General features: G+C 63.1%; 22 protein-coding genes. 5 read left to right on the plus strand and 17 right to left on the minus strand.

Annotation, left to right across the window (positions count from 1 at the left end; translation table 11 throughout):
- Window positions 1-92: 92 nt before the first annotated feature.
- The gene (locus IGS74_RS17875; protein ID WP_192387934.1) at window positions 93-884 is read left to right on the plus strand and encodes a helix-turn-helix transcriptional regulator; all 792 of its coding nucleotides are present in this window, start codon (window positions 93-95) and stop codon (window positions 882-884) included.
- Between the two features lie 104 nt (window positions 885-988).
- On the opposite strand, the gene IGS74_RS17880 is transcribed toward IGS74_RS17875, so the two are convergent.
- Complete coding sequence (locus tag IGS74_RS17880) at window positions 989-2221, minus strand: MFS transporter (RefSeq protein ID WP_192387936.1); 1233 nt, start codon at window positions 2219-2221, stop codon at window positions 989-991.
- Between the two features lie 184 nt (window positions 2222-2405).
- Between IGS74_RS17880 and IGS74_RS17885 the strand changes: the two genes are divergently transcribed.
- Window positions 2406-3275: a LysR family transcriptional regulator gene (locus IGS74_RS17885; RefSeq protein ID WP_246722680.1), complete on the plus strand. Its 870-nt coding sequence runs from the start codon at window positions 2406-2408 to the stop codon at window positions 3273-3275.
- A 6-nt stretch (window positions 3276-3281) separates the two neighbouring features.
- Here the strand turns inward: IGS74_RS17885 and IGS74_RS17890 are convergent, their stop codons facing one another.
- From IGS74_RS17890 to IGS74_RS17925, 8 genes are all read right to left on the minus strand, one after another.
- On the minus strand, window positions 3282-4787 hold the full coding sequence (locus IGS74_RS17890) for a DUF3363 domain-containing protein (RefSeq protein ID WP_348641897.1): 1506 nt from the start codon (window positions 4785-4787) through the stop codon (window positions 3282-3284).
- A gap of 545 nt (window positions 4788-5332) precedes the next feature.
- The gene (locus IGS74_RS17895; protein WP_192387940.1) at window positions 5333-5653 is read right to left on the minus strand and encodes a hypothetical protein; all 321 of its coding nucleotides are present in this window, start codon (window positions 5651-5653) and stop codon (window positions 5333-5335) included.
- On the minus strand, window positions 5650-6573 hold the full coding sequence (locus IGS74_RS17900; protein ID WP_192387942.1) for a lytic transglycosylase domain-containing protein: 924 nt from the start codon (window positions 6571-6573) through the stop codon (window positions 5650-5652). Before IGS74_RS17900 ends, IGS74_RS17895 begins: the two co-directional genes overlap by 4 nt.
- A gap of 4 nt (window positions 6574-6577) precedes the next feature.
- Window positions 6578-6925, minus strand: coding sequence for a DUF736 domain-containing protein (locus IGS74_RS17905; RefSeq protein WP_192391873.1), 348 nt, complete (start codon window positions 6923-6925; stop codon window positions 6578-6580).
- Window positions 6926-6996: 71 nt separating this feature from the next.
- Window positions 6997-7542, minus strand: coding sequence for a S26 family signal peptidase (locus tag IGS74_RS17910; RefSeq protein ID WP_192387944.1), 546 nt, complete (start codon window positions 7540-7542; stop codon window positions 6997-6999).
- The gene (locus IGS74_RS17915) at window positions 7539-8057 is read right to left on the minus strand and encodes a DUF2840 domain-containing protein (RefSeq protein WP_192387946.1); all 519 of its coding nucleotides are present in this window, start codon (window positions 8055-8057) and stop codon (window positions 7539-7541) included. The genes IGS74_RS17910 and IGS74_RS17915 overlap by 4 nt, the downstream gene beginning before the upstream one ends.
- On the minus strand, window positions 8054-9082 hold the full coding sequence (locus IGS74_RS17920) for a replication initiator protein A (protein ID WP_192387948.1): 1029 nt from the start codon (window positions 9080-9082) through the stop codon (window positions 8054-8056). Before IGS74_RS17920 ends, IGS74_RS17915 begins: the two co-directional genes overlap by 4 nt.
- Before the next feature lies 1 nt (window position 9083).
- Window positions 9084-9353: a helix-turn-helix domain-containing protein gene (locus IGS74_RS17925; protein ID WP_192387950.1), complete on the minus strand. Its 270-nt coding sequence runs from the start codon at window positions 9351-9353 to the stop codon at window positions 9084-9086.
- 461 nt (window positions 9354-9814) lie between these two features.
- On the opposite strand from IGS74_RS17925, the gene IGS74_RS17930 reads away from it, so the two are divergent.
- Window positions 9815-10102 carry a DUF2285 domain-containing protein gene (locus tag IGS74_RS17930; protein ID WP_192387952.1) on the plus strand — a complete coding sequence of 96 codons (288 nt, stop codon included), beginning with the start codon at window positions 9815-9817 and terminating at the stop codon, window positions 10100-10102.
- A 12-nt stretch (window positions 10103-10114) separates the two neighbouring features.
- Here IGS74_RS17930 and IGS74_RS17935 read toward each other — a convergent pair whose 3' ends face one another.
- The 4 genes from IGS74_RS17935 to IGS74_RS17945 all read right to left on the minus strand — a co-directional run bounded on the left by IGS74_RS17935 (window position 10115) and on the right by IGS74_RS17945 (window position 12710).
- On the minus strand, window positions 10115-10636 hold the full coding sequence (locus IGS74_RS17935) for a DUF2285 domain-containing protein (RefSeq protein WP_246723178.1): 522 nt from the start codon (window positions 10634-10636) through the stop codon (window positions 10115-10117).
- Between the two features lie 46 nt (window positions 10637-10682).
- The gene (locus IGS74_RS20340; protein ID WP_246722682.1) at window positions 10683-10898 is read right to left on the minus strand and encodes a DUF6499 domain-containing protein; all 216 of its coding nucleotides are present in this window, start codon (window positions 10896-10898) and stop codon (window positions 10683-10685) included.
- A gap of 307 nt (window positions 10899-11205) precedes the next feature.
- Complete coding sequence (locus IGS74_RS17940; RefSeq protein WP_192387955.1) at window positions 11206-12051, minus strand: DUF932 domain-containing protein; 846 nt, start codon at window positions 12049-12051, stop codon at window positions 11206-11208.
- Window positions 12052-12392: 341 nt separating this feature from the next.
- Complete coding sequence (locus IGS74_RS17945) at window positions 12393-12710, minus strand: DUF736 domain-containing protein (RefSeq protein WP_192387957.1); 318 nt, start codon at window positions 12708-12710, stop codon at window positions 12393-12395.
- A 252-nt stretch (window positions 12711-12962) separates the two neighbouring features.
- Between IGS74_RS17945 and IGS74_RS17950 the strand changes: the two genes are divergently transcribed.
- Window positions 12963-13271: a hypothetical protein gene (locus IGS74_RS17950; protein ID WP_192387959.1), complete on the plus strand. Its 309-nt coding sequence runs from the start codon at window positions 12963-12965 to the stop codon at window positions 13269-13271.
- A gap of 160 nt (window positions 13272-13431) precedes the next feature.
- On the opposite strand, the gene IGS74_RS17955 is transcribed toward IGS74_RS17950, so the two are convergent.
- The 4 genes from IGS74_RS17955 to IGS74_RS17970 form a co-directional block, all read right to left on the minus strand.
- Window positions 13432-13854 (minus strand): type II toxin-antitoxin system VapC family toxin, encoded by a 423-nt coding sequence (locus IGS74_RS17955; RefSeq protein WP_192387961.1) that lies wholly within the window; start codon window positions 13852-13854, stop codon window positions 13432-13434.
- Window positions 13851-14105, minus strand: coding sequence for a plasmid stabilization protein (locus tag IGS74_RS17960; RefSeq protein ID WP_192387963.1), 255 nt, complete (start codon window positions 14103-14105; stop codon window positions 13851-13853). The genes IGS74_RS17955 and IGS74_RS17960 overlap by 4 nt, the downstream gene beginning before the upstream one ends.
- 76 nt (window positions 14106-14181) lie before the next feature.
- The gene (locus IGS74_RS17965) at window positions 14182-14598 is read right to left on the minus strand and encodes a hypothetical protein (RefSeq protein WP_192387965.1); all 417 of its coding nucleotides are present in this window, start codon (window positions 14596-14598) and stop codon (window positions 14182-14184) included.
- A gap of 215 nt (window positions 14599-14813) precedes the next feature.
- Window positions 14814-16922 carry a ParB/RepB/Spo0J family partition protein gene (locus IGS74_RS17970; RefSeq protein ID WP_192387967.1) on the minus strand — a complete coding sequence of 703 codons (2109 nt, stop codon included), beginning with the start codon at window positions 16920-16922 and terminating at the stop codon, window positions 14814-14816.
- A 628-nt stretch (window positions 16923-17550) separates the two neighbouring features.
- Between IGS74_RS17970 and IGS74_RS17975 the strand changes: the two genes are divergently transcribed.
- Window positions 17551-19557: an ATP-binding protein gene (locus tag IGS74_RS17975; protein WP_192387970.1), complete on the plus strand. Its 2007-nt coding sequence runs from the start codon at window positions 17551-17553 to the stop codon at window positions 19555-19557.
- Window positions 19558-19588: the final 31 nt, after the last annotated feature.

Genomic DNA, 19588 nt, shown 5'->3' on the forward strand with positions numbered 1-19588 from the left:
GTCCTCTGGTCGTGACGCAGTAGGGATTCCATTGTCTTCATCCAGTTACAATTTAACCTCTTATGCTGTTGCTTTGGGTAATAGGCTGAACCATGCGCACCCTTGAACGCACCCGCTCTGAACTGGCCGAGTTCCTGCGCACTCGTCGCGAGCGGCTGTCGCCGGAGGATGTCGGCCTGCCCAATGGACGGCGCAGACGCACACCGGGCCTGCGGCGCGAGGAGGTTGCGGCGCTCGCAGGCGTCGGGCTCACCTGGTACACATGGCTGGAACAGGGACGTGAGATCGGCGTCTCGGCCGATTTCCTCGACAATCTCGCGCGCGTCCTCAAGCTCGACGCGGCCGAGCGGCGTCATCTGTTCCTGCTCGCCCATGAGCGGCCGCCTGCCGAGCCGGGCAAGACCTTCTGCACCGTGCCGTCGCTGGCGGGCCGGCTGGTCGAGGACCTTGCGCCTCATGCCGCCTACATCATCAATTTGCGCTGGGACGTGCTGGCCTTCAACCCGCCAGCGGACAGCCTGTTCGGCTTTGCCAGACATGATTCCGGCCGCCGAAACCTGCTGCGGCTTCTCTTCACCGATCCCACGCTGCGCGATGCGATCGTCGATTGGAAGAGCCAAGCCCCCGCCATGCTCGCCAGCTTCCGCCGCGACTTCGCTGCCGCGCGAGAGGATGCGGACGCCAAGGGAGTGGTCGCGGAGCTGGAAGCCGTTTCGCCCGAGTTCAAGCACTGGTGGCGCAGCCAGAATGTTCATGCCCCTTGCACCGGCACGCGCATGATCCGCGTGGAGGGACAGCCTGTCGCCTTCGAGCACACCTCCCTCACCGTTGATGGCGGGCAGCATCTGCGCCTCGTCGTCTATGCGCGCGCCCGACCGCATTAACGGTCGTTCCTCATCTCGCGTTGGCCGAGCCAGATGCTGCCGATGACAAGCACAACGCCGACGATTTGAAGCGGGGTCCCCGACGCATCGTCGCTCACCAATAGTCATCGCTGGACACGAACAGGAAACCCATGCTGTCGCGCCGAGGCGACAACGACGAATGCGAAGACGAGCAGCGCAATCAGCGTCCATGGGAATGCACTGACTCCTGCGCTCTCCAGAAGCACTCCACCGACGATCCCACCGCCCGCCATCGCAAGATTCCAGACGGTGACGATCATGGATTGCGCTACATCGGCAGCCTCGCCGGCGGCCTTGGCCGAGGCGGTTTGGAAGAGCGTAGCCGCGCCGCCCCATGCTAGGCCCCATATCACGACGCCCATGATGACGGCCGTGGCGTTGGTGCCTTGAAGCCCCAGGATCAAGGCTGCAGCTATGAACAGCAGCGTGCTACCCAGAACGAGTTCGCGCAGCCAGCGGTCGATCAGGACACCGATGACCCAGATGCTTGCCAACGCGACGACGCCGAAAACCAGCAGGATCAGATCGACGCGTTCATGAAGCCCAGAGACTGTAAGAAACGGCGCGATATAGGTGTAGAGGATGTTGTGCGCGAGCACGAAGGCGAAGGTGGCGAACAGCACCGAACGAATGCCCGGAATCCTCACAACGCTCGCCAGCGACAAGCGGCGTTCTCCGGTCTGACCGGGAAAATCCGGTAGACGCAGGAAAACCCAAAAGAGCAGAACCACCGCCAGCAGGCTCATCAAGCCGAACACCACCCGCCAACCCGTCAGCGAGGCGAGGAAGGTGAATGCCGGTATGCCGATCGAGAGCGCAAGCGGAACGCCGAGCATCGCGATCGTCATCGAGCGCCCCTTGAGGTGCTCGGGCACCATGCGGACCGCATAACCGGCCGCCAGCGCCCACAGCAGCCCCGCGAACATCCCGGCCACGAAGCGCGCACCCAAGGTCAGGGCATAGCTGGTGGAGAACGCGGTGACGAGATTGACGACTGCAAAACCGCCGATGGCGATCACCAGCAGGGGGCGGCGGCGAAAGCCCTGCGTCGCCGCCGTCAGCGGAATGGCGGTGAGAAGGGTCCCGATGGCATAGACGGTGACGAGTTGCCCGGCCAACGCTTCGGAGATGGCCAGATCACTGCTTATCAGCGGCAAGATACCGGCCGGCAGCGCCTCGGTCAGCACCGTGATAAAGGTTGCGACCGCCAGCGCCAGCAGGTTCGCAAGCGGGAGCCGATCCGGCGGCACGGCATGTTGGGTTGAAGGTGTCGGCTGGTCTCCAGCCGCTTCGCATGTCTGGCTTGTCGAACTCATAGAACGCCTTTGAAATATGGAATGACTCGGTTCGGAGGGCGGCGGCGCGCAGCGTCCGGCGCTCGTCGCACCCCGTTGCCTTCGACATATTCCGGCTGCACTCCCTGGAGAATTGCGCTACAATTCCGAACATAACGGAACAATATTCCGGATTGGTGAGGCGCCATTGGATACGTTCGGAACCTTGAAAATCTTCGTCCACGCGGCTGATGCGCGCAATTTCACCACGGCGGGTCAGCAGCTTGGCCTGTCGTCCTCTGCGATCGGAAAGGCGATAGCGCGCCTGGAGGAGCATCTTGGCGTGCGCCTCCTGCATCGCTCCACGCGCACCGTCACGCTGACGCCGGAAGGCGCGTGCTTTCTCGAACGCAGCCGGCGCATCCTCGGCGAGTTCGAAGCGGCCGAACTGGAAGTCACCAGCACGCGCGAGACGCCGAGAGGCACTTTACGGGTCAGCCTGCCTCTTGCGGGCATGTTGATGATGCCCGCGCTGACCGCCTTCATGCAGGCATATCCAGCCATCGAACTCGATCTCGACTTCACCGACCGGCTGGTGGACGTGATCGACGAGGGGTTCGATGCCGTGATCCGCGCGGGCGATGTCCGCGACTCACGGCTGATGACGCGCACGCTCGGCCCGTTCCGGCTGATGCTGGTCTGCTCGCCCGGCTACATCGAACGGCGCGGCGAACCCCGCTCGCCCGATGATCTGCGACATCACTCGTGCCTGCACCACCGATACGCGACCAGTGGGAAGTTGGAACGCTGGCCGCTCCTCAACGACGGCGAGCCTGTCGATGTCGATCTCCCGCGAACAGCGGTGGCAAATACCATCGAGCCATTAATCGACATGGCGGCGGCGGACCTCGGCATCGCGTGTCTTCCCGACTTCGCGATCCGGGAGCAATTGCGAAGTGGCCGATTGCAGGCTGTGCTTGCAGGGCACACATGGCATGAAGGGACGTTCCGGCTCCTGTGGCCGTCGAGCCGGCATATGTCGTCCAAGCTCCGCGTCTTCGTGGATTTTATGGGCGAGACGCTTCTCTCCGAGTGATGACTGTCACAGCCCCAACCCCCTCTGCCGTCCCAACTGCCACGACACCGAACCGCCCTGCACGATGCCCGTGACCTCGCGGCCGAACTGGCGGTCGATCACCGGCCGCCACGGGACAAGGGTGAACTCGTGGCTCTTTTCGACCAGGGCGAACTTGCCGCTCGTTAGCTGGACAGTGCCGGTGAACTTGCCGCTGACGCTCTCGCCATCCTTGGCGGCACGGAAGGGCAATCCCTTGCTCTCCGCCATCTCCGCGCCGACGCGGGCAACCTCCCGTTCGCGCAACGTGGCGAGAAGGCTGCGCCGGTAGAAGATGCGGCCATCCCGCGTTCGGTTCGCGTCGCCCTGTTCGACGTGATGTTCACGGCGGCGGTCGATGGCCTCGCGCACCTCCTGACCGAACCCGGCCGGGGCAAGGTCGGTGGTCTCGCTATGGATCATCCGGCGGTCGAGCCAGGTCACGCCATCCGCGCCTATCTGCTTCTCCAGGTCGAAGGCCGACAGGACGCGAACGCTTGCCTGCCGTGTGCGGCCGGCGTCATAGCTCGCGGCGCGGCTCTCGAAATCCTCGGGGATGCGCCATTGGTCGGCGTCGATCCGCTCCGCGATTCCGGCGCGGCGTAGCGCCTCCAGCCGGCGCACATGGGCATCGACATAGCCCTCGTAATCGCCGCCTGGAACTCGGCCCTCGAATTTCGCCTGCTCCAGATGGCGGCTCGGACGATAGATGCCGTCCTCGGCGACGGCGGCAATGCTGCGGTCGGACGGCCGGGCCGTCGCCTCGGCACGGCCGATCTCGATGACGCCGCCGATCCGGGCATCCTCCAACTGCATGGGGTCGATGTTGGCGATGTGATGCGTCCGCCCGTCGATCCCGTCCACGACGATGGTGAGATTGTCGCCCAGCTCATTGGCGAGATACTTGTCGAGAACGCGGCCAGTGACGGGCGCAGCGGGTGCGCCCTCATGGATGCGGAAGGTCATCGGATCGCGTTCCAGCCCGTCGGCGGCGAGCGACTTTTGCATGGTGCGGATAATGTCGCCGCGTTCGCCAAGCTCGCGCAGGGTCGGTTCCAGTCGCTCGTTCAATTCCCAGACGCCAGGCCCGTGTTCGGTGGCGAGGCCCATCCTCCCCAGCTTGGAAAGCCGGCGAAGGCGAAGGCTCCGCTCGAATTGCCGCTTCGGTTCTCCCGGCTCTTGGCGCAAGTCGAGGAAACGCGCATCGGCTTCCTCGGCCATGGCACGGTCGAGGCGCGTGAAACGATCCTGATCTATTTCGATGGTGAGCTTGTGGGCCTGCTCGATCTCGGTCACTTGGCCGAGTTCCAGCGTCGCCAGCTCACTGGCGCGCTCGCGGATGCCATGAACGATATAGTCGCCGTTGATGACCAGATCCTGCCCCAGATCATCTTTGCCCCGGACGATGACATGCACGTGGGGATGGCCGGTATTGTAGTGGTTGACCGCGATCCAATCGAGCTTGGTGCCGAGGTCGCCTTCCACCCGGCTCATGAGGTCGCGGGTATAGGCCGTTAGGTCGGATAGCTCCGCCCCGTCTTCCGGTGAGACGATGAACTGGAATTGATGGCGATCGTCCTTGCCGCGATCAAGGAAGGCGTCGCCATCGGCGCGATCCTCATGCGACGAATAGAGCTGTCCTCGCTCGCCATCGCGCGAGGTGCCGTCGCGCTGGATATAGCGCAGATGGGCTTGCGCCTTGCGGGTCTTTCCAGGGTGAAGAATGTAACGCTGCTGAACGATGACGCGCCGCACGCCCGGCTGACGATGATTCCAGCCGCCGCCGAGATTGCGGGTTCGGACGAAGACCGCGCCGCGTCCTCTCTTCACGCCCTTGCCGCTCGACAGCACGGCATGGCGACCGGCAGGCGCTGACGGCGTGAACGCGGCCGTTCCAAAACCGACGCGCGGCGAGGTTCTACGCTGCTGCCGGGCGATCTTCTTGGCCTGAGTGAGAAAGCTCTTGGTCTTGCCCGCGCGCGGCGTGTCCGAGCGGATGCGACCGGACTTCGGCCGGAAGCGGTTTTCGTCGTCGGCGCTCAAGGCTGCGCCTCTGAGCGAAATCGCGGAAAATCGGGCAATCGGCGGCTATGGTGCCGGTCAAAATCCAGCGACGCCAAGGCGTTGCACGAAATCGCGGCACTCTGCCGCTCAAAACCATGGTGCCGGAATCGGTCGCCCAACCAGTGTGCAGACAACAACAATTTCGGAAACCGGCCCGATATGGTGCCGGTTTCTTCAATCTTGCCCTCCGCTTTTTCTGCCCTTTCCGCTCTTCCTGCCGGGAATCCAGCCAGACGCAAATCTGCCTGACTGGACACCGGAATGCCCGCCGCGAAGCGCGGGAACCCCATCTTCATGGCGTTCCTCCGTCCCTCGCGCGGGCCACGAACATGCCGTCGCCCTGCGGCTCTGCATCGGCAGGGTCGCGCACCGGAACGGTCGCATGAGCGTCGCCGGACTGCGCCTCGGGGGGCAACGCGACGGCAGCCGGAGCGTCGGCCGAGCGCATGGCGAACAGCGGTGCCTCGCGCCAATCCGGCGGCGGCGGCGGTGCGGGTAACGGCATATCGGGCGCGGCCGCGCCGCCGAGAACGGGCGCGAGCGCGGCGACATAGGCACGGGTCTCAGCGGGCAATGTGCGGCCAGTCGAAAGATATTCGTCATAGCGGCCGGGACCGGCATTGTAGGCGGCGAGCATCGCCGCGACATTGCCGTAGCGGTCGAACATTTCGCGCAGATAGGCGGTGCCGGCGAGGATGTTGTCACGCGGTTCGTAGGGATCGCGGCCGAGACCGTATCGGCCGCGCAGTTCTGTCCATGTCGCCGGCATCACCTGCATCAATCCCATTGCGCCGGCCGACGAAACGGCCCGCACATCGCCTGCGCTCTCGGCACGCAGCACGGCCCGAATCCACGCTTCGGGAATACCGAAGCGCTGCGACGCCTCGGCGATATGATCGGCCTGAAGATCGACGGCGGCGGGACGAACAACGGGCGTCGATTGCGCGACCGCCGCCGCCGAACCGCCGCCAAGCCAGAGCCCGCCGAGCGCTGCGAGAACGATCCAACGCCATGCCGCCCTGTCTCCGCCACGACGCCAGCCTGCCAGCGTGCTCGCTGCGGTCAAGGGCAAGGCGCAAGCGCCGGCCGATGGCCGCCCTTGACCTTCGTTGCGCGCGCCGGCCGTCCTGCGCCCGAGCGGGACGACGGGATGAGCCGGCTTTTTCGCGAACAACGGGATGGGGCTTTTGAGCGTGGGCATGACGCTGGATCGCATGGCCTCAGTCCCGCTCGTCGCGCGGTTTCGGACGGCTCCAGTGCAGCGACCACGATGCGCCCGTATCGTCGTCGCGGAACAGGTTGGCGCGGATCGGCTGCGCCAAGGCCGGGTCGTCGATCAGCACGGAAAGGTATTCGCCGGCCTTCTCGCCGGTGCGTTTCCATGCCGCGCCGATCTCCGGGCCGGTTTCGTTGCTCATGCCGTCGAAGAGGTGAACGCGATAATCTGGTGCGTTCTCCGCGTCGGAGGGTTCTGCCGCGACGATGATGATGTCCGGATGCAGGAAGAGCGTCCCGAGGTGTCCGATGAAGCCGGTCTCGTCGCGCGTGAATTCGCCAATCTGTGGCATGACAGTCTCCTTGGCGGTGAGGTTGAAAAGAACCATCGGCGGGCACCGCTCCCGCTGATCGGAAAGCGGGATCAATGCGTCGGCGCGCGCCATTCGTAGCGGCCGTCGCCTTCGGGATCGGTCCAGAGCGGGACCGCTCGGCCGATGACGGAATCTGCGGGGATGGGTCCGAAGTAGCGGCCGTCGAGGCTGTCTCGAACGTCCCAATTCATGAAGAAGAGTTCGCCGTCGCCGATGACGCGGCAGCCCTGCCAGACGGGCAGATCGCGGCCGAGACTGTCGCGCTCCAGCGCGTCGCCCATCTCCACGTCGTCCACCGTGATGGTGGATCGCACGCGGCACACGCGCTGTCCCGGCAGGCCGAGGACGCGCTTGAGCAGCGGCACGCCGCGCGCGACATAGCCGCGTTCAACCATGAAGAGGGCGAGCGGTTCGGGCGGCATGACGGCGACCAGCTCCGGTACCTCGATCCGGTCGGCCGGCGCGACGGTGTAGAAGCCGACCGGCGCGCTCGCCGTCGTGTTCCAGATCAGTTTCGCGGGCCAATCGACCGCGCTTCCGGCAGCGATACCGATCACGGCGAACAACGACACTGTGAGGATGCGGCGGCGCGTCATGGGTCGATCCTGCAGCGATGAAGCCAGGCGGCGTGTCGCTCGGGGGTGTAGGCGTGCGGCTCCAGACCGGCCGTCAGGCGGTTGTGGACGTGCCGCCAGTGATCCGGCGAGGCGTCGGCCGGATCGAGGCCGAGCGCGTCAACGGCGTCGATGGCGGCAAGCGCGCGCTGCACCTTGGGCCAGCCGTCGAGGCGCAACAGGATTTCGCCGCCGGGACGCACGAAAGGCAGCGTCTGGAACGGCTCGCCGCGACGAACCGCGCGCACGATGTCGATGCGCGAGATGATCGTGCCATGGTCGCCTCTCGCCCAGCGGACGAAGGCGAAGACGCTCTCCGGCGCGAAGCCGACGACGCTGCGGCGGCGGTCGAGTATCTGTTCGTAGCTCTTGCGGCCGAACCTGATCCAGTGCTCGATCTTCTGCTTCTGGAACGTCAGTTCGACCAGCGTGGTGAAGGCGGGCGGCTCGTTGTTCAGCAGACGGCCGTGCATCCGGCGTGGTGGATGCCCGGTCATGGCGAACCCCGCCGGGTGGCACCGGCACCACGGATCGCGTGCGCGCGCGTCAAAGAAGAAGAGTTAGATTCTCTGTTAGATTCTTCTATAGAGTCCGTCGCGCGATTTGCGCCTAATGTCCCGATACTGCGTGCGCCTAATGTCCCGATAGGATTCACAGGGGTTTCCACAGGCACTGTGGATGGATTTCCGGGCCGGAAACGCAGCAGTTCTCGCCCGTCCTCCCATTCGATCTGGAGGCCGTATCCGGGCAGCGGCTGGCGGGCCGCGATGCGGCGCAGGTCGAGCGCGAAGTCGGACGGTCGCGCGAGGCTGCCGGACTTCTGATGGAGATGGGAAACCTCGAACGTCCAACCCTCGGGCTGGCGTCCGGCGTGCTTGCGGGCGACGCGATAGAGCCAACGTTCGATGCCGCCGGTCAGCCGGAAATATGCTGGGTCGATGGTCAGCACCAGCGAGCGGTCGATGACGCTGGTGTAGAGCCATTCGGGCAGGACGAACTCCATGCCCTCGACACGCCCGGCGCGCGTCGTCATCTCCTCCCATTCGTTGATCCACGAGAACTGCCGCCGCCGCCAATGCTTCCCGTTGCGGATCGTGGTGGCGATGACGGTGGATTGCAGGCGGGCGAGCGCGGACTTGAGCAGCATGTAGTCGCGATTGCCTGTGGCTCGCCCGATCGCGCGCAGGAGCTGATAGGGCATGAAGCGGAAGAACCGCGACGTGGCGAAGCCGCTGTTCTCGGCCGCGACGATCTGCGAGGCGGCCCAGATCAGCACGTCCGCGTCCCATATCGTCGCCATGCCGTGCTCGGGCATGGCGAAGACCTGCACCTGCACGTCGGCGGTCCTGTAGCGAATCGGTTTCAGGCGCGGACGTTTGCCGAGCGAGAAGAAGGGCCGTTCCATCAGATCGCGCTGGTCGCGCGGCGGCGCATCGCCCGTCGCGACAACAAAGGGATCGAGCTGGCTGCGTTCGCTGGTTTCGGCCGGCTGCGCGGGCCGGGCATCGTCGTCGCGCAGCATTTTACAGTTCGTCCCGCTCTTTGGGCGTCAGCGGACGCGCGGGAAAGACCGTGCCGGCGTTCTTGTCGCTGGTGGATTTGCGGGTTCCGACAGCGGACCACGATTCGAGATCGCGGACGGCGTAGAGGACGCGGCCACCGATCTTGCGGTAGACAGGGCCGGTCCCGTAAGTCCGGTGTTTCTCAAGGGTGCGGATGGATATACCGAGAAAGCGCGCGGCCTCCTTGGTGCGCAGCAGGCGCGGCGGCAGGTCTGCGTTGCGTCTCGCCATATGGAATACCTCCGGTTCGTCAGACAGGCGGCTGTCGGGAGCGACAGCGGGCTGTGGCGAACGATGGCGAGGGATCGGCGGCCTGTAGCGTGCCGTATTCGCGCCTATGCGCTGGCGGCACCCCCCTGCGAGGCAAAAAACGAAGGGATTTCAGCGGCGGCTCATTGCTTGCCGCGCCGAATTGGCGAAGACATTGCCGCGTGCTTGGGATAAGAACGCAGATAGAGCAGACGCGCTGCTTCGGGGCTTAGTAACCCCTGTTGGCGGTTGGTGCCGGCCGTGACGGCACCAAACTCCTCGAACCTTATGGTCGGGGAGCCCATGGCGTATGTCCAGGGCTTCTCGCCTAAAGGTCATGGGGCCGTCCAACACGGTTACTAACTCCCCGATCACCAGGTCAGAGGGGCCATTTGCGGGGGCGCACCGCAAGCAAGGCTCTTCCGGGAAGAAGGGGAAGGACGATGAGAACTCCCATCGAACTCGATCCCGATGTGGACGACATAGCGCCTGCGGGAAACACCATCACGCCTTATGACGAACAGCACCACGTCACCTATCTGCGCCTTTTGGACGCAAAAGCGGATGGTGCCGACTGGAAGGAAGCGGCGCGCATCGTGCTGCACCGTGATCCTGTTGACGATGAAGCGCGGACGCGGCGTTGCTGGGAAAGCCATCTAGCGCGCGCCGAATGGTTTTCGCGCGAGGGCTATAAGCGGCTTCTGGACCAGTCGGCGGCGGACGAACGGTGAGCGCGAGGACGGTCAAGTCCTGCCGCGTTTGATCGGATAGTGCAGCAGCAGCCGATAGCCGCCGTGCATCATCTGAAAGCCGTGGGCGACGAGACGGCGGGCCTTGTTCTTGCGCGGATCGCTCTCGAAATCCTCTTTGGTGCCGCGAAAGCCGAGGAGGACTTCAGCGATGGTTCGGTAGCTCTCGCCGCGCAGTTTCGCGTCGAGCGCGCGCAGGGACAGGATATGCCATTGCCGAAGCTGGTTGGGCAGGTTTCCGAAGGGCGGTCCCGGCGGACGCCCTTCGACCGAACGCCAGAAGCGACGGGCAGCATGCGAGCGGAGGTCCATGAAGGCATCGAGGGGCACTCTGGCGACATAGAGGGTCGTGGCGTCCGGTGTGGCGTTCGGCAGCCAGAATTGATGAGTGACGCCATCGGCCTGCCAGATGCCATGCCAGCCATCGGCAGCGCGGCGCAGGTCAAGGCCATCAAGACGGGCGAGCGTGATGACGGGTTCGGTCTCGTCGGTTTCGTTCACGACGGGCGAGAGGATGACCGCCTGCGGCTGAAGCCGTGGAGACCAGAACAAGGATTGGCTGTCAGAGAGCGTATCGGGATCGTGCGGGAAATCGCAATCCCCAGCGTTGCGCAAATGTTTCCAACCGCTCGGCATCCGGTCGCCCGATCCGGGTGATCGACAGGAAATCATCACGGTATCCGTCGTGGCGACGGAGATATTCCCAAGCGAGACCGGAAGTCGCGATTTTCTTTGCGTGCCCGTAAGCCCCCGGAACCCGCCAATCGATACTCAACATGGCGTCACCTCCCTATGCCGGGCAGCGCAGGGCCGCGCCCGGATAAAGAGATTTCAGGATGGCCGAAAGGTGCTGTAGTCGTTCAGTCGCGATAACTGAAACGCGCAACTGAATAAATCACTTGGTTATCTTTCACTTAACAGTGCTGGCATGTTTCTGCGAGCCGGGCCATGCCCGGCGAGCGGCGGCCGTGTTTTTCGCACGGCCGCGCCGCCGATCCGCACTGCCGGATCGACGGAAAAATCGCGCAATCGGAGGACTTGCAACGGAAAGCCGTAGAGCCGAAACCGGCTCTACGGCGTGATGATCATCGCGTCTTCAAGCGCTGCATCCCCTCGGCCAGCGTCCAGAGCGCGCGATTGAGAGTCACGTTCTGGTCGATGCCGTTGATGGGCCGGGTCTGGCTGCGCCGAATGCGGCCTTCGGCATTGCGCTTCTGGCCGTGCAAGCCGCCGCGCACCATGTTCTCCTGAATGGTGTTGTAGGTCATCCAGAGGCTTCGCCCGGCATCCTCGCGGCGGCGCGGCTGGATGATCTGGTCCGGGCGGATCGGGCTTTCGTCTTCGCCATAGCGGGCGACAAGGCTGGCCTCGGCCAGAACCCGGCGCTCATCTTCACCAAGCTGGATTTCCTTCATGGTCTCGCTGGCGTCGATCAGCCGGGGGAAGTCCTCCGCGACGGTATAGACACCTTCGATGATGTCATGCTGGATGTTGCCCTTGTGGGGAACGCGCACGTCCTCGAACCGCTCGCCCGCCACAAGGCTGTTGGTGCAGACGAAACGCAGCATCCCGGCGAACATCTGGTAGCTGCTGGTCCCGTCATGGGAATTGATGATGATGACTTCCGCTGCCTCCGGTTTGCCGATGCCGTCATCCCGGCGCAGGCGCAGCATATGCTTGGCGTGGCCGTGGCGGCTGCCGTCGCGCGGAACCGACTGCACGGCGAAGAACGGGAACCATCCTTCCCGACGCAACCCTTCCACAATGTCGATGGTGGGAACATAGACATACCGCTCCGACCGGCTGTCATGCGCCTCGCGGGCGAAGATGGACGGGACGTGTCGGAAAAGCGCCTCGTTGTCGAGAGCTTCGCGCCCGCTGATCTGGTGAGCATTGCGGCCGAACCGGGTGGCGAGATGATGATAGGTCATGGTCTCTTTCCTTTGGCTTGGGTTGGAGCGCAGCGCTGCGCTGCAACCCTGGCCGTCGCCGAGACCGGGTGTGCAAACGGAGGGAGGCTTCGCGGGGAACCGGCTGCACGGAGCGCGGCACGCGCGGAGGAAGCTGGGCGGGAGCCTCTCGAAGTGCGCCGAGGGCGGAGCCCTAAGCACTCCACCCGGCCAGAGCGGAGCGGAGGCCGGGGAGAAGATCTGATCGGGATACTCCCAGACACGAGGGCCGTGTCTCCCGATCTCCTTGTTCCTTGAGAGGCGGCGGCCATGAGCAAGAAGAAGCCCCGCTCGGCTGAGCGGGGCAATTCGGGGAGCTGGTCTTAGTCGCCGTTGCGGCGGGACCAGATGAGGTTGTGTCCGCTGCCGTCCTCGGCTTCGACCAGGCTGGCGTAGATCGGTGCCGGGAAGCTCGGATCGTCCAGCTTGACGGAGAGATATTCGCGCTGCGTCTCGCGGGCGATCTTCTTCCAGGCTGCGCCGAACTCGGTGGCTCCGGCGAAGATACGGAAGTCGGGGCCGCGCTCGCTGTCGCCCTCGGTGGCGGTAAACTTGGCCTTGACGTTGAGGGTCAGGGTCTTGACCGCGCCGGTGAAGCCCACGCCGTTCTCGTTCTTGGTGAAGGTGCCGATGGTCGCCATTGTCGTATTCCTTTTCCTGTCGGGCCGCACCATTGCGACCTCGATGCGGGTCGGCCGACCGGGGACGATCGGCCCGCAACATCCGGCGAGGACTTTTTCGTTGGCGATGCAAAGCCGGCCTCGGCCGGCGGCGGGCAAAAGCCGCAGGCGGCGTGTTGCGGGGTGGAGATCGAGGCGGCGCTTGCGTCGCCAGTCTTCGGTCAGACCCATGCGAATCGAGGACGCGGATGGGCGTCCGAAACAGGAAATCGAGTGAAATACGGCATTGGCCACCGTCTGCGCTTCGCCGGGATCGGGGACGGTGCTTCAAGGGTTGCGCCGGTGTGGTCTTCCCTGACCGACCGGCAAGGCAAGTTCACCTATTGCCGGCGCGTGCTTGCGGGTGTGGTCTCGTCTGACCTTCGCCGGTGCTGGCGCGTCCGGTGTGGCTGGCAGACTGTTTGCGAAGCGCTGCGCCATGCCTCGGCCAAGCGGATGGTCTGGGCTTTCCCGGCGCTGAGCCGCCTGCCGGATGAAGCGGACGGAAAGCCCTACCTCGTCATGATCCTGCGTGGGGGCTAGGCTAGGCTCCCCGAATTGCCTTACTCAATCGGGTGGGGCTTGCCGCGAAATGGCCACTGACGGCCCTTCGCGTTATGGGATTGAAGCCGAATGGCGGAAACGCGCCAACGGCGTGGTTCCGGCGCAGCCGAAAGCCCGGCCCGAAGGGCAACGCCCTTGTTCAGTGCCGTGCCGTCCAAGGATCAATAACCGGAACGCCTGCCGCATTGAAGGCGCTGGCATCGCGGGTGGCGACCGAAAAGCCGTGAGCGGTGGCGATGGCAGCGATATAGCCGTCCGGTGTGGGAAAGCCCTTACCCGCATTTCGTGCCGCAACGGCAAGGTCGGCATAGTGGCGGGCGGCGTCCGTATCGAAAGGGAGGATTCGACCGTCGAACAGGGCAAGATGTTCGTCCAGCGTGGCGGCGAGCTTCTGTTTGCGCCGTCCGTCCGGCAGCGCCCCGATGCCGAACAACAGCTCCGCGACGGTGACGCTGGACAGATAGAGGGTTTCGGCGGCCTGCTCGTCCAGCCAGTCGCGCACGGCGGAGTCCGGCTCCGGCTTCATCGCTTCGGAGACGACATTGGTATCCAGAACGATCATTCAAAGCTCATCGGCTTGGCGGGCGTCCTGTCACGGGCCTGTTCCACGGACTCGAAATCGGCATTGGTCAGCCCGGCTTTTCGGCTCAGCGCCGACAGGGCGGACCCGATGCGCAGGCGGTCGGCTGGTCGAACCGCCGCTTCCAGAATATTGCGCATTTCGGCCTCGGCGCTGCGACCATGATGAGCCGCGCGCACCTTGAGGGCGCGGTGCGCCTCTTCGGACAGGTTGCGAATGGTGACGGCGGGCATCTGATGGCGTCTCCGGTCTGGTGATGGCGATGCTATCAATATAGATAATATGCTATCGCCCTGCAAGACGATGCGATTATCGAGCGGGCTGGCCGACGCCTGCCGCCAATCGCATCCATGCCGCTATGCCGACGCATCCGCCCCCGACGATGCAGAAGATTTGCCGCCAGACTTCGGACGGCACGGCTTCCTTGGTGACGCCATAGACCATCGCATAGCCCGCGACGGCGGCGGGAACGGCGAACACTAGCGCCACGATCAGGCGGATGACGGGGGTGCGGATCGTCTCGAACAGCACCGCCAGGATGCCGAAGGCGACGCCAGCGGAAAACAGGCCGACCAAGCCCGCGCCTATCAGGCCGGAGCCGGTCTGATAGGCGAACTGCGCGGCGGTCAGCCCAAGCATGAAGGGGAGCGGATAGATAGCGAGCGTGTAGGCGAGAACGCAGAGAAGCGCGATCAGCGCAACGCTCATGAACATCACCGCGACCATGATCCTTCACCTTCTACTTGTCGCACCGCCTTTGTGCCGTCGCGATTCTGACGGCTGGATCGTCGGCAAGGTGCCAATGCTTGCCTGTCCTGTCGATCGTGCGAGACCGGACTATTGTTGAACTGTCGAGGTTATCCGGCCGCGCGGGGAAGTCGCGCGGCCGGGAATCTTTCGAATGGAAGGCCGGGACCGCTGGCGCGGCCCCGGCTCGCCGCTCATTCCGCCGCAACGGGGAAAGGCTCGTTCTCCAAGGTCCCGGCGCTGTCAGCCTCCGGCATGTCCTCGGCCATGGCGGGGGCCTCCGGCTGCTCGTCGTCCAGCCACGCGGGCCGCTCGGTTCGCAGCAGGGGCGGCAGCCATCCGGTTCCGGCAAGAAGCTGCTCGGCGGCTTCGGCCATCTCCTGCTTCTTCTTGCCCGCGATCCGTTCGGCGGCTTCGTCGCCGAGGGCTTCGCGCACGGCGACGAGGATTTGGGCCTTGGTGACGCGCCCAAGATAGGCCCGCACGGTGGGCGTCCAGTGCGCCGTCATGTCGAGCGCAACCGCCGTCGCCAGTCTTCCCGCCGTCTCGTGGGCGTGACGCTTGTTCTGTTCCCACGGCAGTTTGAGGGCATTGACGGTCTGCGCGACGCAATGGGCGAACAGCGCCATGACGCTGGCATGGTCCAGCCCGGCGATGAAGCCCCAAAGCTCCGAAACGTCGCGCGGCATATCCGAAGCCCACCCAGCATGGCGATCCGCCAGCGCCTTCGCCGCCGCCGTGTCCTCAATGCCGTCCGCATGCCCGCCGAGGCTGGCGCTGATCGGGCGGATTTCGAGGCAATGCGCTTCCCCGTTGCCGCGATAGAAGGTCTGCGCGGCGAGCGCATGGGTGACGGCGACCAACGCCATGCCCGGCTGCTCGCCAAGGGCGAGACGCAGGCCAAGCGTCCGATGCGCGGTCAGGTCGCGGATGAGCGAGTCCGACAGCGGCTTGCCGTCTTCCTCCGCTTCCTCGTCCTCGGCGTCGAGTGCGGAAACAGGGTTCCCGTGTTCGCCATATTCGCCGTCCTCCCCGATGATTTCGCCATCGCCGTTCACGCGCACCCCGTCGATGACGGTTTCGCCATCTGCTTCTTCTTCCTCCGGCTCCGGTGCCTCGTCCTCGGGTCGGATGAAACCGCGCTCGATGCGGGCCTGCCCGTCATGGTTCAGAACCACGAAAACGCCGCCGCGCGTGATCTCGTCGGGATCGTAGGCATGACGCAGCCCGTCGATGCGCTCGATTTCCGCTTCAAGCTCGTCGTAACGCTCGGTCACTCTGGGCGGCATGTCTTCGTCGGCCGTGCCGTTCCAGTCTGCTGACAGTTCCTCAAGTTCCGCCTGTGCGGCGTCGTAGGCGGCTTCCTGTTCCTCGGAAAGCTCAACCGGGTGCTGATAGGTCCGGCGCATGCCGTGGGCATGAGGAAAGTCGATATAAGCCGAAACCCATTTCCACCCCTCGGCCTCCTGAACTTGCGCCGCGATCCTTTCCAGCTTGTCGAGAACAAGCCGGTCCAGAAGGGCCGCATCCTCAAAGTAGCCGCCGCGATCCTCGGTAAAGAGGTCGCGGATGATGTAGCCACCTGCCTCGGTATAGGCTTCCGGGCCGATGAAGACCGCCCGCCGATCCGAAGCCGCCACGTTGTTCGCGGTCAGGTCGCGGCGAATGATCCACGGTTCCTTGTTATAGGACAGGTTCTCGTAAACCTGTTCCTGCCGTGCGTGGTCGTCGGTGATGGCGAACGCCTGCAACTGGTCCATGGTCAGCCCGCCGTCGCGGTAAACCTGAATGAGCTTGGGGCTGACAGCGCCGAGGCGAAGACGCTGCATCACGACATGCGCGGACTTGCCGAACCGGGCCGCGATTTCCTCCGCACCCCATCCGCGATCTTCCGAAAGCTCGCGGAACTTCTCGAACTCGTCGGCAGGGTGAAGGTCCGCACGGTTGACGTTCTCGTCGAGGCTGATTTCGGCGGGGTCGTTCGCCGTGTCGATGACGCAGCGGATCGGTTCGATCTTCTTGATCTGCTTGCGCTTGGCGCGCAGAAGCTGCGCCAGCCTGCGGCCTTCTCCGACGCTGACCAGATAGAAGCCTGTCGGCTCGCCTTCCGCGTCAAGCTCGGGTTCCACTACCAGATTTTGCAGCATCCCCTTGGCGGCGATGCTCGCGGCCTTACCCTCGATAGACGCCTCGCTGTGCGGGGTCTTCCGGGCGTTCCTCGGATGCTTCTTGAGCTTGTTGAGCGGGATGAAAACCGTTTCGCCATTTTCGGGAACGGTGATGGTGTTCGCATTCGTGGTCATGATCTTGATCCTATTGGCTTGGGTTGGAGCGCTGCGCTGCAACCCTGGCCGTCGCCGAGACCGGGGGGTGCAAGGCGCAAGGGCGGACGGGCGGAGGGGGATCACCCGGCCTGCACAAGCGGATCGAAGTCATGACGAGAGTGCGCAGCACATATCCGCGCGGAAGGCTGGGGATACCGCCCGGCCGCCCTTGTGCCGCGCCAGGGGGCAGCGCCCCCAAGCAGCCCGCCCCGCCAGAGCGAAGCGGAGGACGGAGAGATAGATTGGATCAGGATATGAGCGCGCGGGAGGCTGGAGAACTTTGTTCCTGATCGCCGCTTTTACGGAACGATCTCTCTTGGCTGAAGTGTATCCATTGGCTACACTTCAGCCATGACCAAAAAAGATGTCGGGTTGCGCATCAGGTTGGACCGGGATCTTCGGGACGAATTCGTCGCGGCGTGCCAGGTCCGTGATCGTCCAGCGGCACAGGTGCTCAGGGAGTTCATGCGCGAGTACGTCCGCGAAAGCGTTGCGTCCTCCTCCATCAGAACTCCCCAACGGGAATCGAGAGGAAACGAAGAATGACATCGGCGAACCCGTCCAGAGATAAGGTAGACAACGGCCCGATCGACGGGAAAGAGCTGGCATGAGCAATGTCAACGTCAGGCGGCTGGTCGAGAACATCCGATCCGGCACTAACGTCTATACGCCGTTGGTGGAGCTAGTGGTAAACGCCATTCAGGCCATCGACCAAAAGGGCGTCCAGAATGGCCTGATCCAGATCGAAATCCTGCGAAACGGACAGGCGGACATCATTGACCGCCTTGAAGATATCGACGGTTTCATCGTCAAAGACAACGGGATTGGCTTCACGAAAAGCAACCGTGATTCTTTCGATACCCTTTATACTGAACAGAAGATCGCTGATGGCGGTAAAGGTTTCGGCCGGTTCACTTGCCTCAAATATTTCAACCATGTGCAGGTGGCGAGCACCTTCGCTAATGGCGATGTGCTCCATGATCGATTCTTCAGGATGGGCTTGGATAAAGACATCATCGTTGATGAAAAAACTGCTGCGTCGGATAAGCAGGAGACAGGCACGGCCGTCGAGATTTCGGGCATCAAGTCCGTCAAATTCCCAGATAAGCGCCTCGATACCGTCAGCCGCGTTATCGTCGAACGACTGCTGCCGTATTTCGTGGACAAGGAGCGGGCATGTCCAAGAATTTTGATCCGGGAGGCGAACGAGCCATCCGGCGGCGTTTCTCTCAACGATTATCTGGGCAAGGAAAACAGCCAGATCATCGAGATGCAAGTTGAACAGGAAAACTTCACGCTCTTGGCCAACGAAGAGGCCAAAGACTTTCAAGTCCGCGTCTTCAAATTCTATGCACCTAGGTCAACTAAGAGCAAAGTAAGCCTTGTCGCGCACCGGCGCGAAGTGACCGACAATCCACTTCAAGCCTATATACCCGAATTCGCCGAGGAGTTTTATGAGGCCGGTCCCGACCAGGACCTGTCCAAGGGACGCAATTTCGTCGTCAAATCCTATGTTTTCGGCGACTATCTTAATGACAACGTATCGCTGGAAAGAGGCGAGTTCCGCTTCCAGACCGACAACGATCTGCTGAGCGGCATTTCCCAAAGCGATATTGAGCAGAAGGCCGCCGAGATCGCGCAATCGGCGTTGGGCTCGGAAATTACCGAGCGGAAGAGGCGTAAGCAGGCGCGCATCGCAGACTATGTGTCGGTCGATGCGCCCTGGCACCGGACGCTAGCGAACGAAGTCGATTTCGACGCCCTGCCCATGCGACCGTCCAACCAAGATATCGAGCTTCATCTTCAAAAGAAGAAGTACGAGAAGGAAATCCAGACGCGCTCACAGGTGGCAGCGCTGCTGAGATCAGAAAACCCCGATGAGTTGGGCGAGAAAATCATTCAGCTGATGGATAGCATTTCCGACACCAGTAAGAACGATCTCATCCACTACGTTTCCATGAGGAAGTGCGTTCTCGACCTATTTTCAAAATCTCTGGAAATCGACGCCGATGGAAAGCACAAATCGGAAGGCGACGTGCATGATATCATCATGCGGCGCAAGAAAGATTCTGAAGACCTCGACTACGATGCGCATAATCTCTGGATGCTGGATGAGCGGCTGAACTTTTCCTCCTACGTGTCTTCCGATAAGCCGCTGAACAAACCCAATGGCGACAGAACAGATATCACCATCTACAACCGGCGTGTCGCCTTTCGTGGAGAGAACGAGGCCAGTAATCCCATCACGATTTTCGAGTTCAAGAAGCCGCAGCGCGACAATTTCGCTGACCCCTCATCGAAGGAAGACCCGATTCAGCAGATCGTTCGCTATGTGAACCAGATTAGAGAGGGGAAGTTCAAGACCCCCACCGGACGGGACATTATCGTCAACGGTACAACACCCTTTTACGGATACGTGGTTTGCGACCTAACTGCCAAGGTCAGGAAATGGCTTGAATTCGAGAAAGATTTTACACCTATGCCTGATGGACTTGGCTGGTTTCGCTGGTTCGGTAACAACAGCCTATATATGGAGGTCTTGAGCTGGACCAAACTCCTTCGGGACGCAGAAATGCGAAACAAGATATTCTTCAATAAACTTGGAATAGACTGAAATATCCGAGAAAGCTACCACGGGGGATTGC

Source organism: Aureimonas sp. OT7 (genome assembly GCF_014844055.1).
Taxonomy (GTDB): Bacteria; Pseudomonadota; Alphaproteobacteria; order Rhizobiales; family Rhizobiaceae; genus Aureimonas; species Aureimonas altamirensis_A.

Excerpts from the sequence above, each read along its gene's own strand:
- IGS74_RS17875 (WP_192387934.1), top strand. The coding sequence starts at position 93 with ATGCGCACCCTTGAACGCACCCGCTCTGAACTGGCCGAGTTCCTGCGC.
- IGS74_RS17880 (WP_192387936.1), bottom strand. The coding sequence starts at position 2,221 with ATGAGTTCGACAAGCCAGACATGCGAAGCGGCTGGAGACCAGCCGACA.
- IGS74_RS17890 (WP_348641897.1), bottom strand. The coding sequence starts at position 4,787 with ATGAGCCGGGTGGAAGGCGACCTCGGCACCAAGCTCGATTGGATCGCG.
- IGS74_RS17895 (WP_192387940.1), bottom strand. The coding sequence starts at position 5,653 with ATGAAGATGGGGTTCCCGCGCTTCGCGGCGGGCATTCCGGTGTCCAGT.
- IGS74_RS17900 (WP_192387942.1), bottom strand. The coding sequence starts at position 6,573 with ATGCGATCCAGCGTCATGCCCACGCTCAAAAGCCCCATCCCGTTGTTC.
- IGS74_RS17905 (WP_192391873.1), bottom strand. The coding sequence starts at position 6,925 with ATGCCACAGATTGGCGAATTCACGCGCGACGAGACCGGCTTCATCGGA.
- IGS74_RS17910 (WP_192387944.1), bottom strand. The coding sequence starts at position 7,542 with ATGACGCGCCGCCGCATCCTCACAGTGTCGTTGTTCGCCGTGATCGGT.
- IGS74_RS17915 (WP_192387946.1), bottom strand. The coding sequence starts at position 8,057 with ATGACCGGGCATCCACCACGCCGGATGCACGGCCGTCTGCTGAACAAC.
- IGS74_RS17920 (WP_192387948.1), bottom strand. The coding sequence starts at position 9,082 with ATGCTGCGCGACGACGATGCCCGGCCCGCGCAGCCGGCCGAAACCAGC.
- IGS74_RS17925 (WP_192387950.1), bottom strand. The coding sequence starts at position 9,353 with ATGGCGAGACGCAACGCAGACCTGCCGCCGCGCCTGCTGCGCACCAAG.
- IGS74_RS17930 (WP_192387952.1), top strand. The coding sequence starts at position 9,815 with ATGAGAACTCCCATCGAACTCGATCCCGATGTGGACGACATAGCGCCT.
- IGS74_RS20340 (WP_246722682.1), bottom strand. The coding sequence starts at position 10,898 with ATGTTGAGTATCGATTGGCGGGTTCCGGGGGCTTACGGGCACGCAAAG.
- IGS74_RS17940 (WP_192387955.1), bottom strand. The coding sequence starts at position 12,051 with ATGACCTATCATCATCTCGCCACCCGGTTCGGCCGCAATGCTCACCAG.
- IGS74_RS17945 (WP_192387957.1), bottom strand. The coding sequence starts at position 12,710 with ATGGCGACCATCGGCACCTTCACCAAGAACGAGAACGGCGTGGGCTTC.
- IGS74_RS17955 (WP_192387961.1), bottom strand. The coding sequence starts at position 13,854 with ATGATCGTTCTGGATACCAATGTCGTCTCCGAAGCGATGAAGCCGGAG.
- IGS74_RS17960 (WP_192387963.1), bottom strand. The coding sequence starts at position 14,105 with ATGCCCGCCGTCACCATTCGCAACCTGTCCGAAGAGGCGCACCGCGCC.
- IGS74_RS17965 (WP_192387965.1), bottom strand. The coding sequence starts at position 14,598 with ATGGTCGCGGTGATGTTCATGAGCGTTGCGCTGATCGCGCTTCTCTGC.
- IGS74_RS17970 (WP_192387967.1), bottom strand. The coding sequence starts at position 16,922 with ATGACCACGAATGCGAACACCATCACCGTTCCCGAAAATGGCGAAACG.
- IGS74_RS17975 (WP_192387970.1), top strand. The coding sequence starts at position 17,551 with ATGAGCAATGTCAACGTCAGGCGGCTGGTCGAGAACATCCGATCCGGC.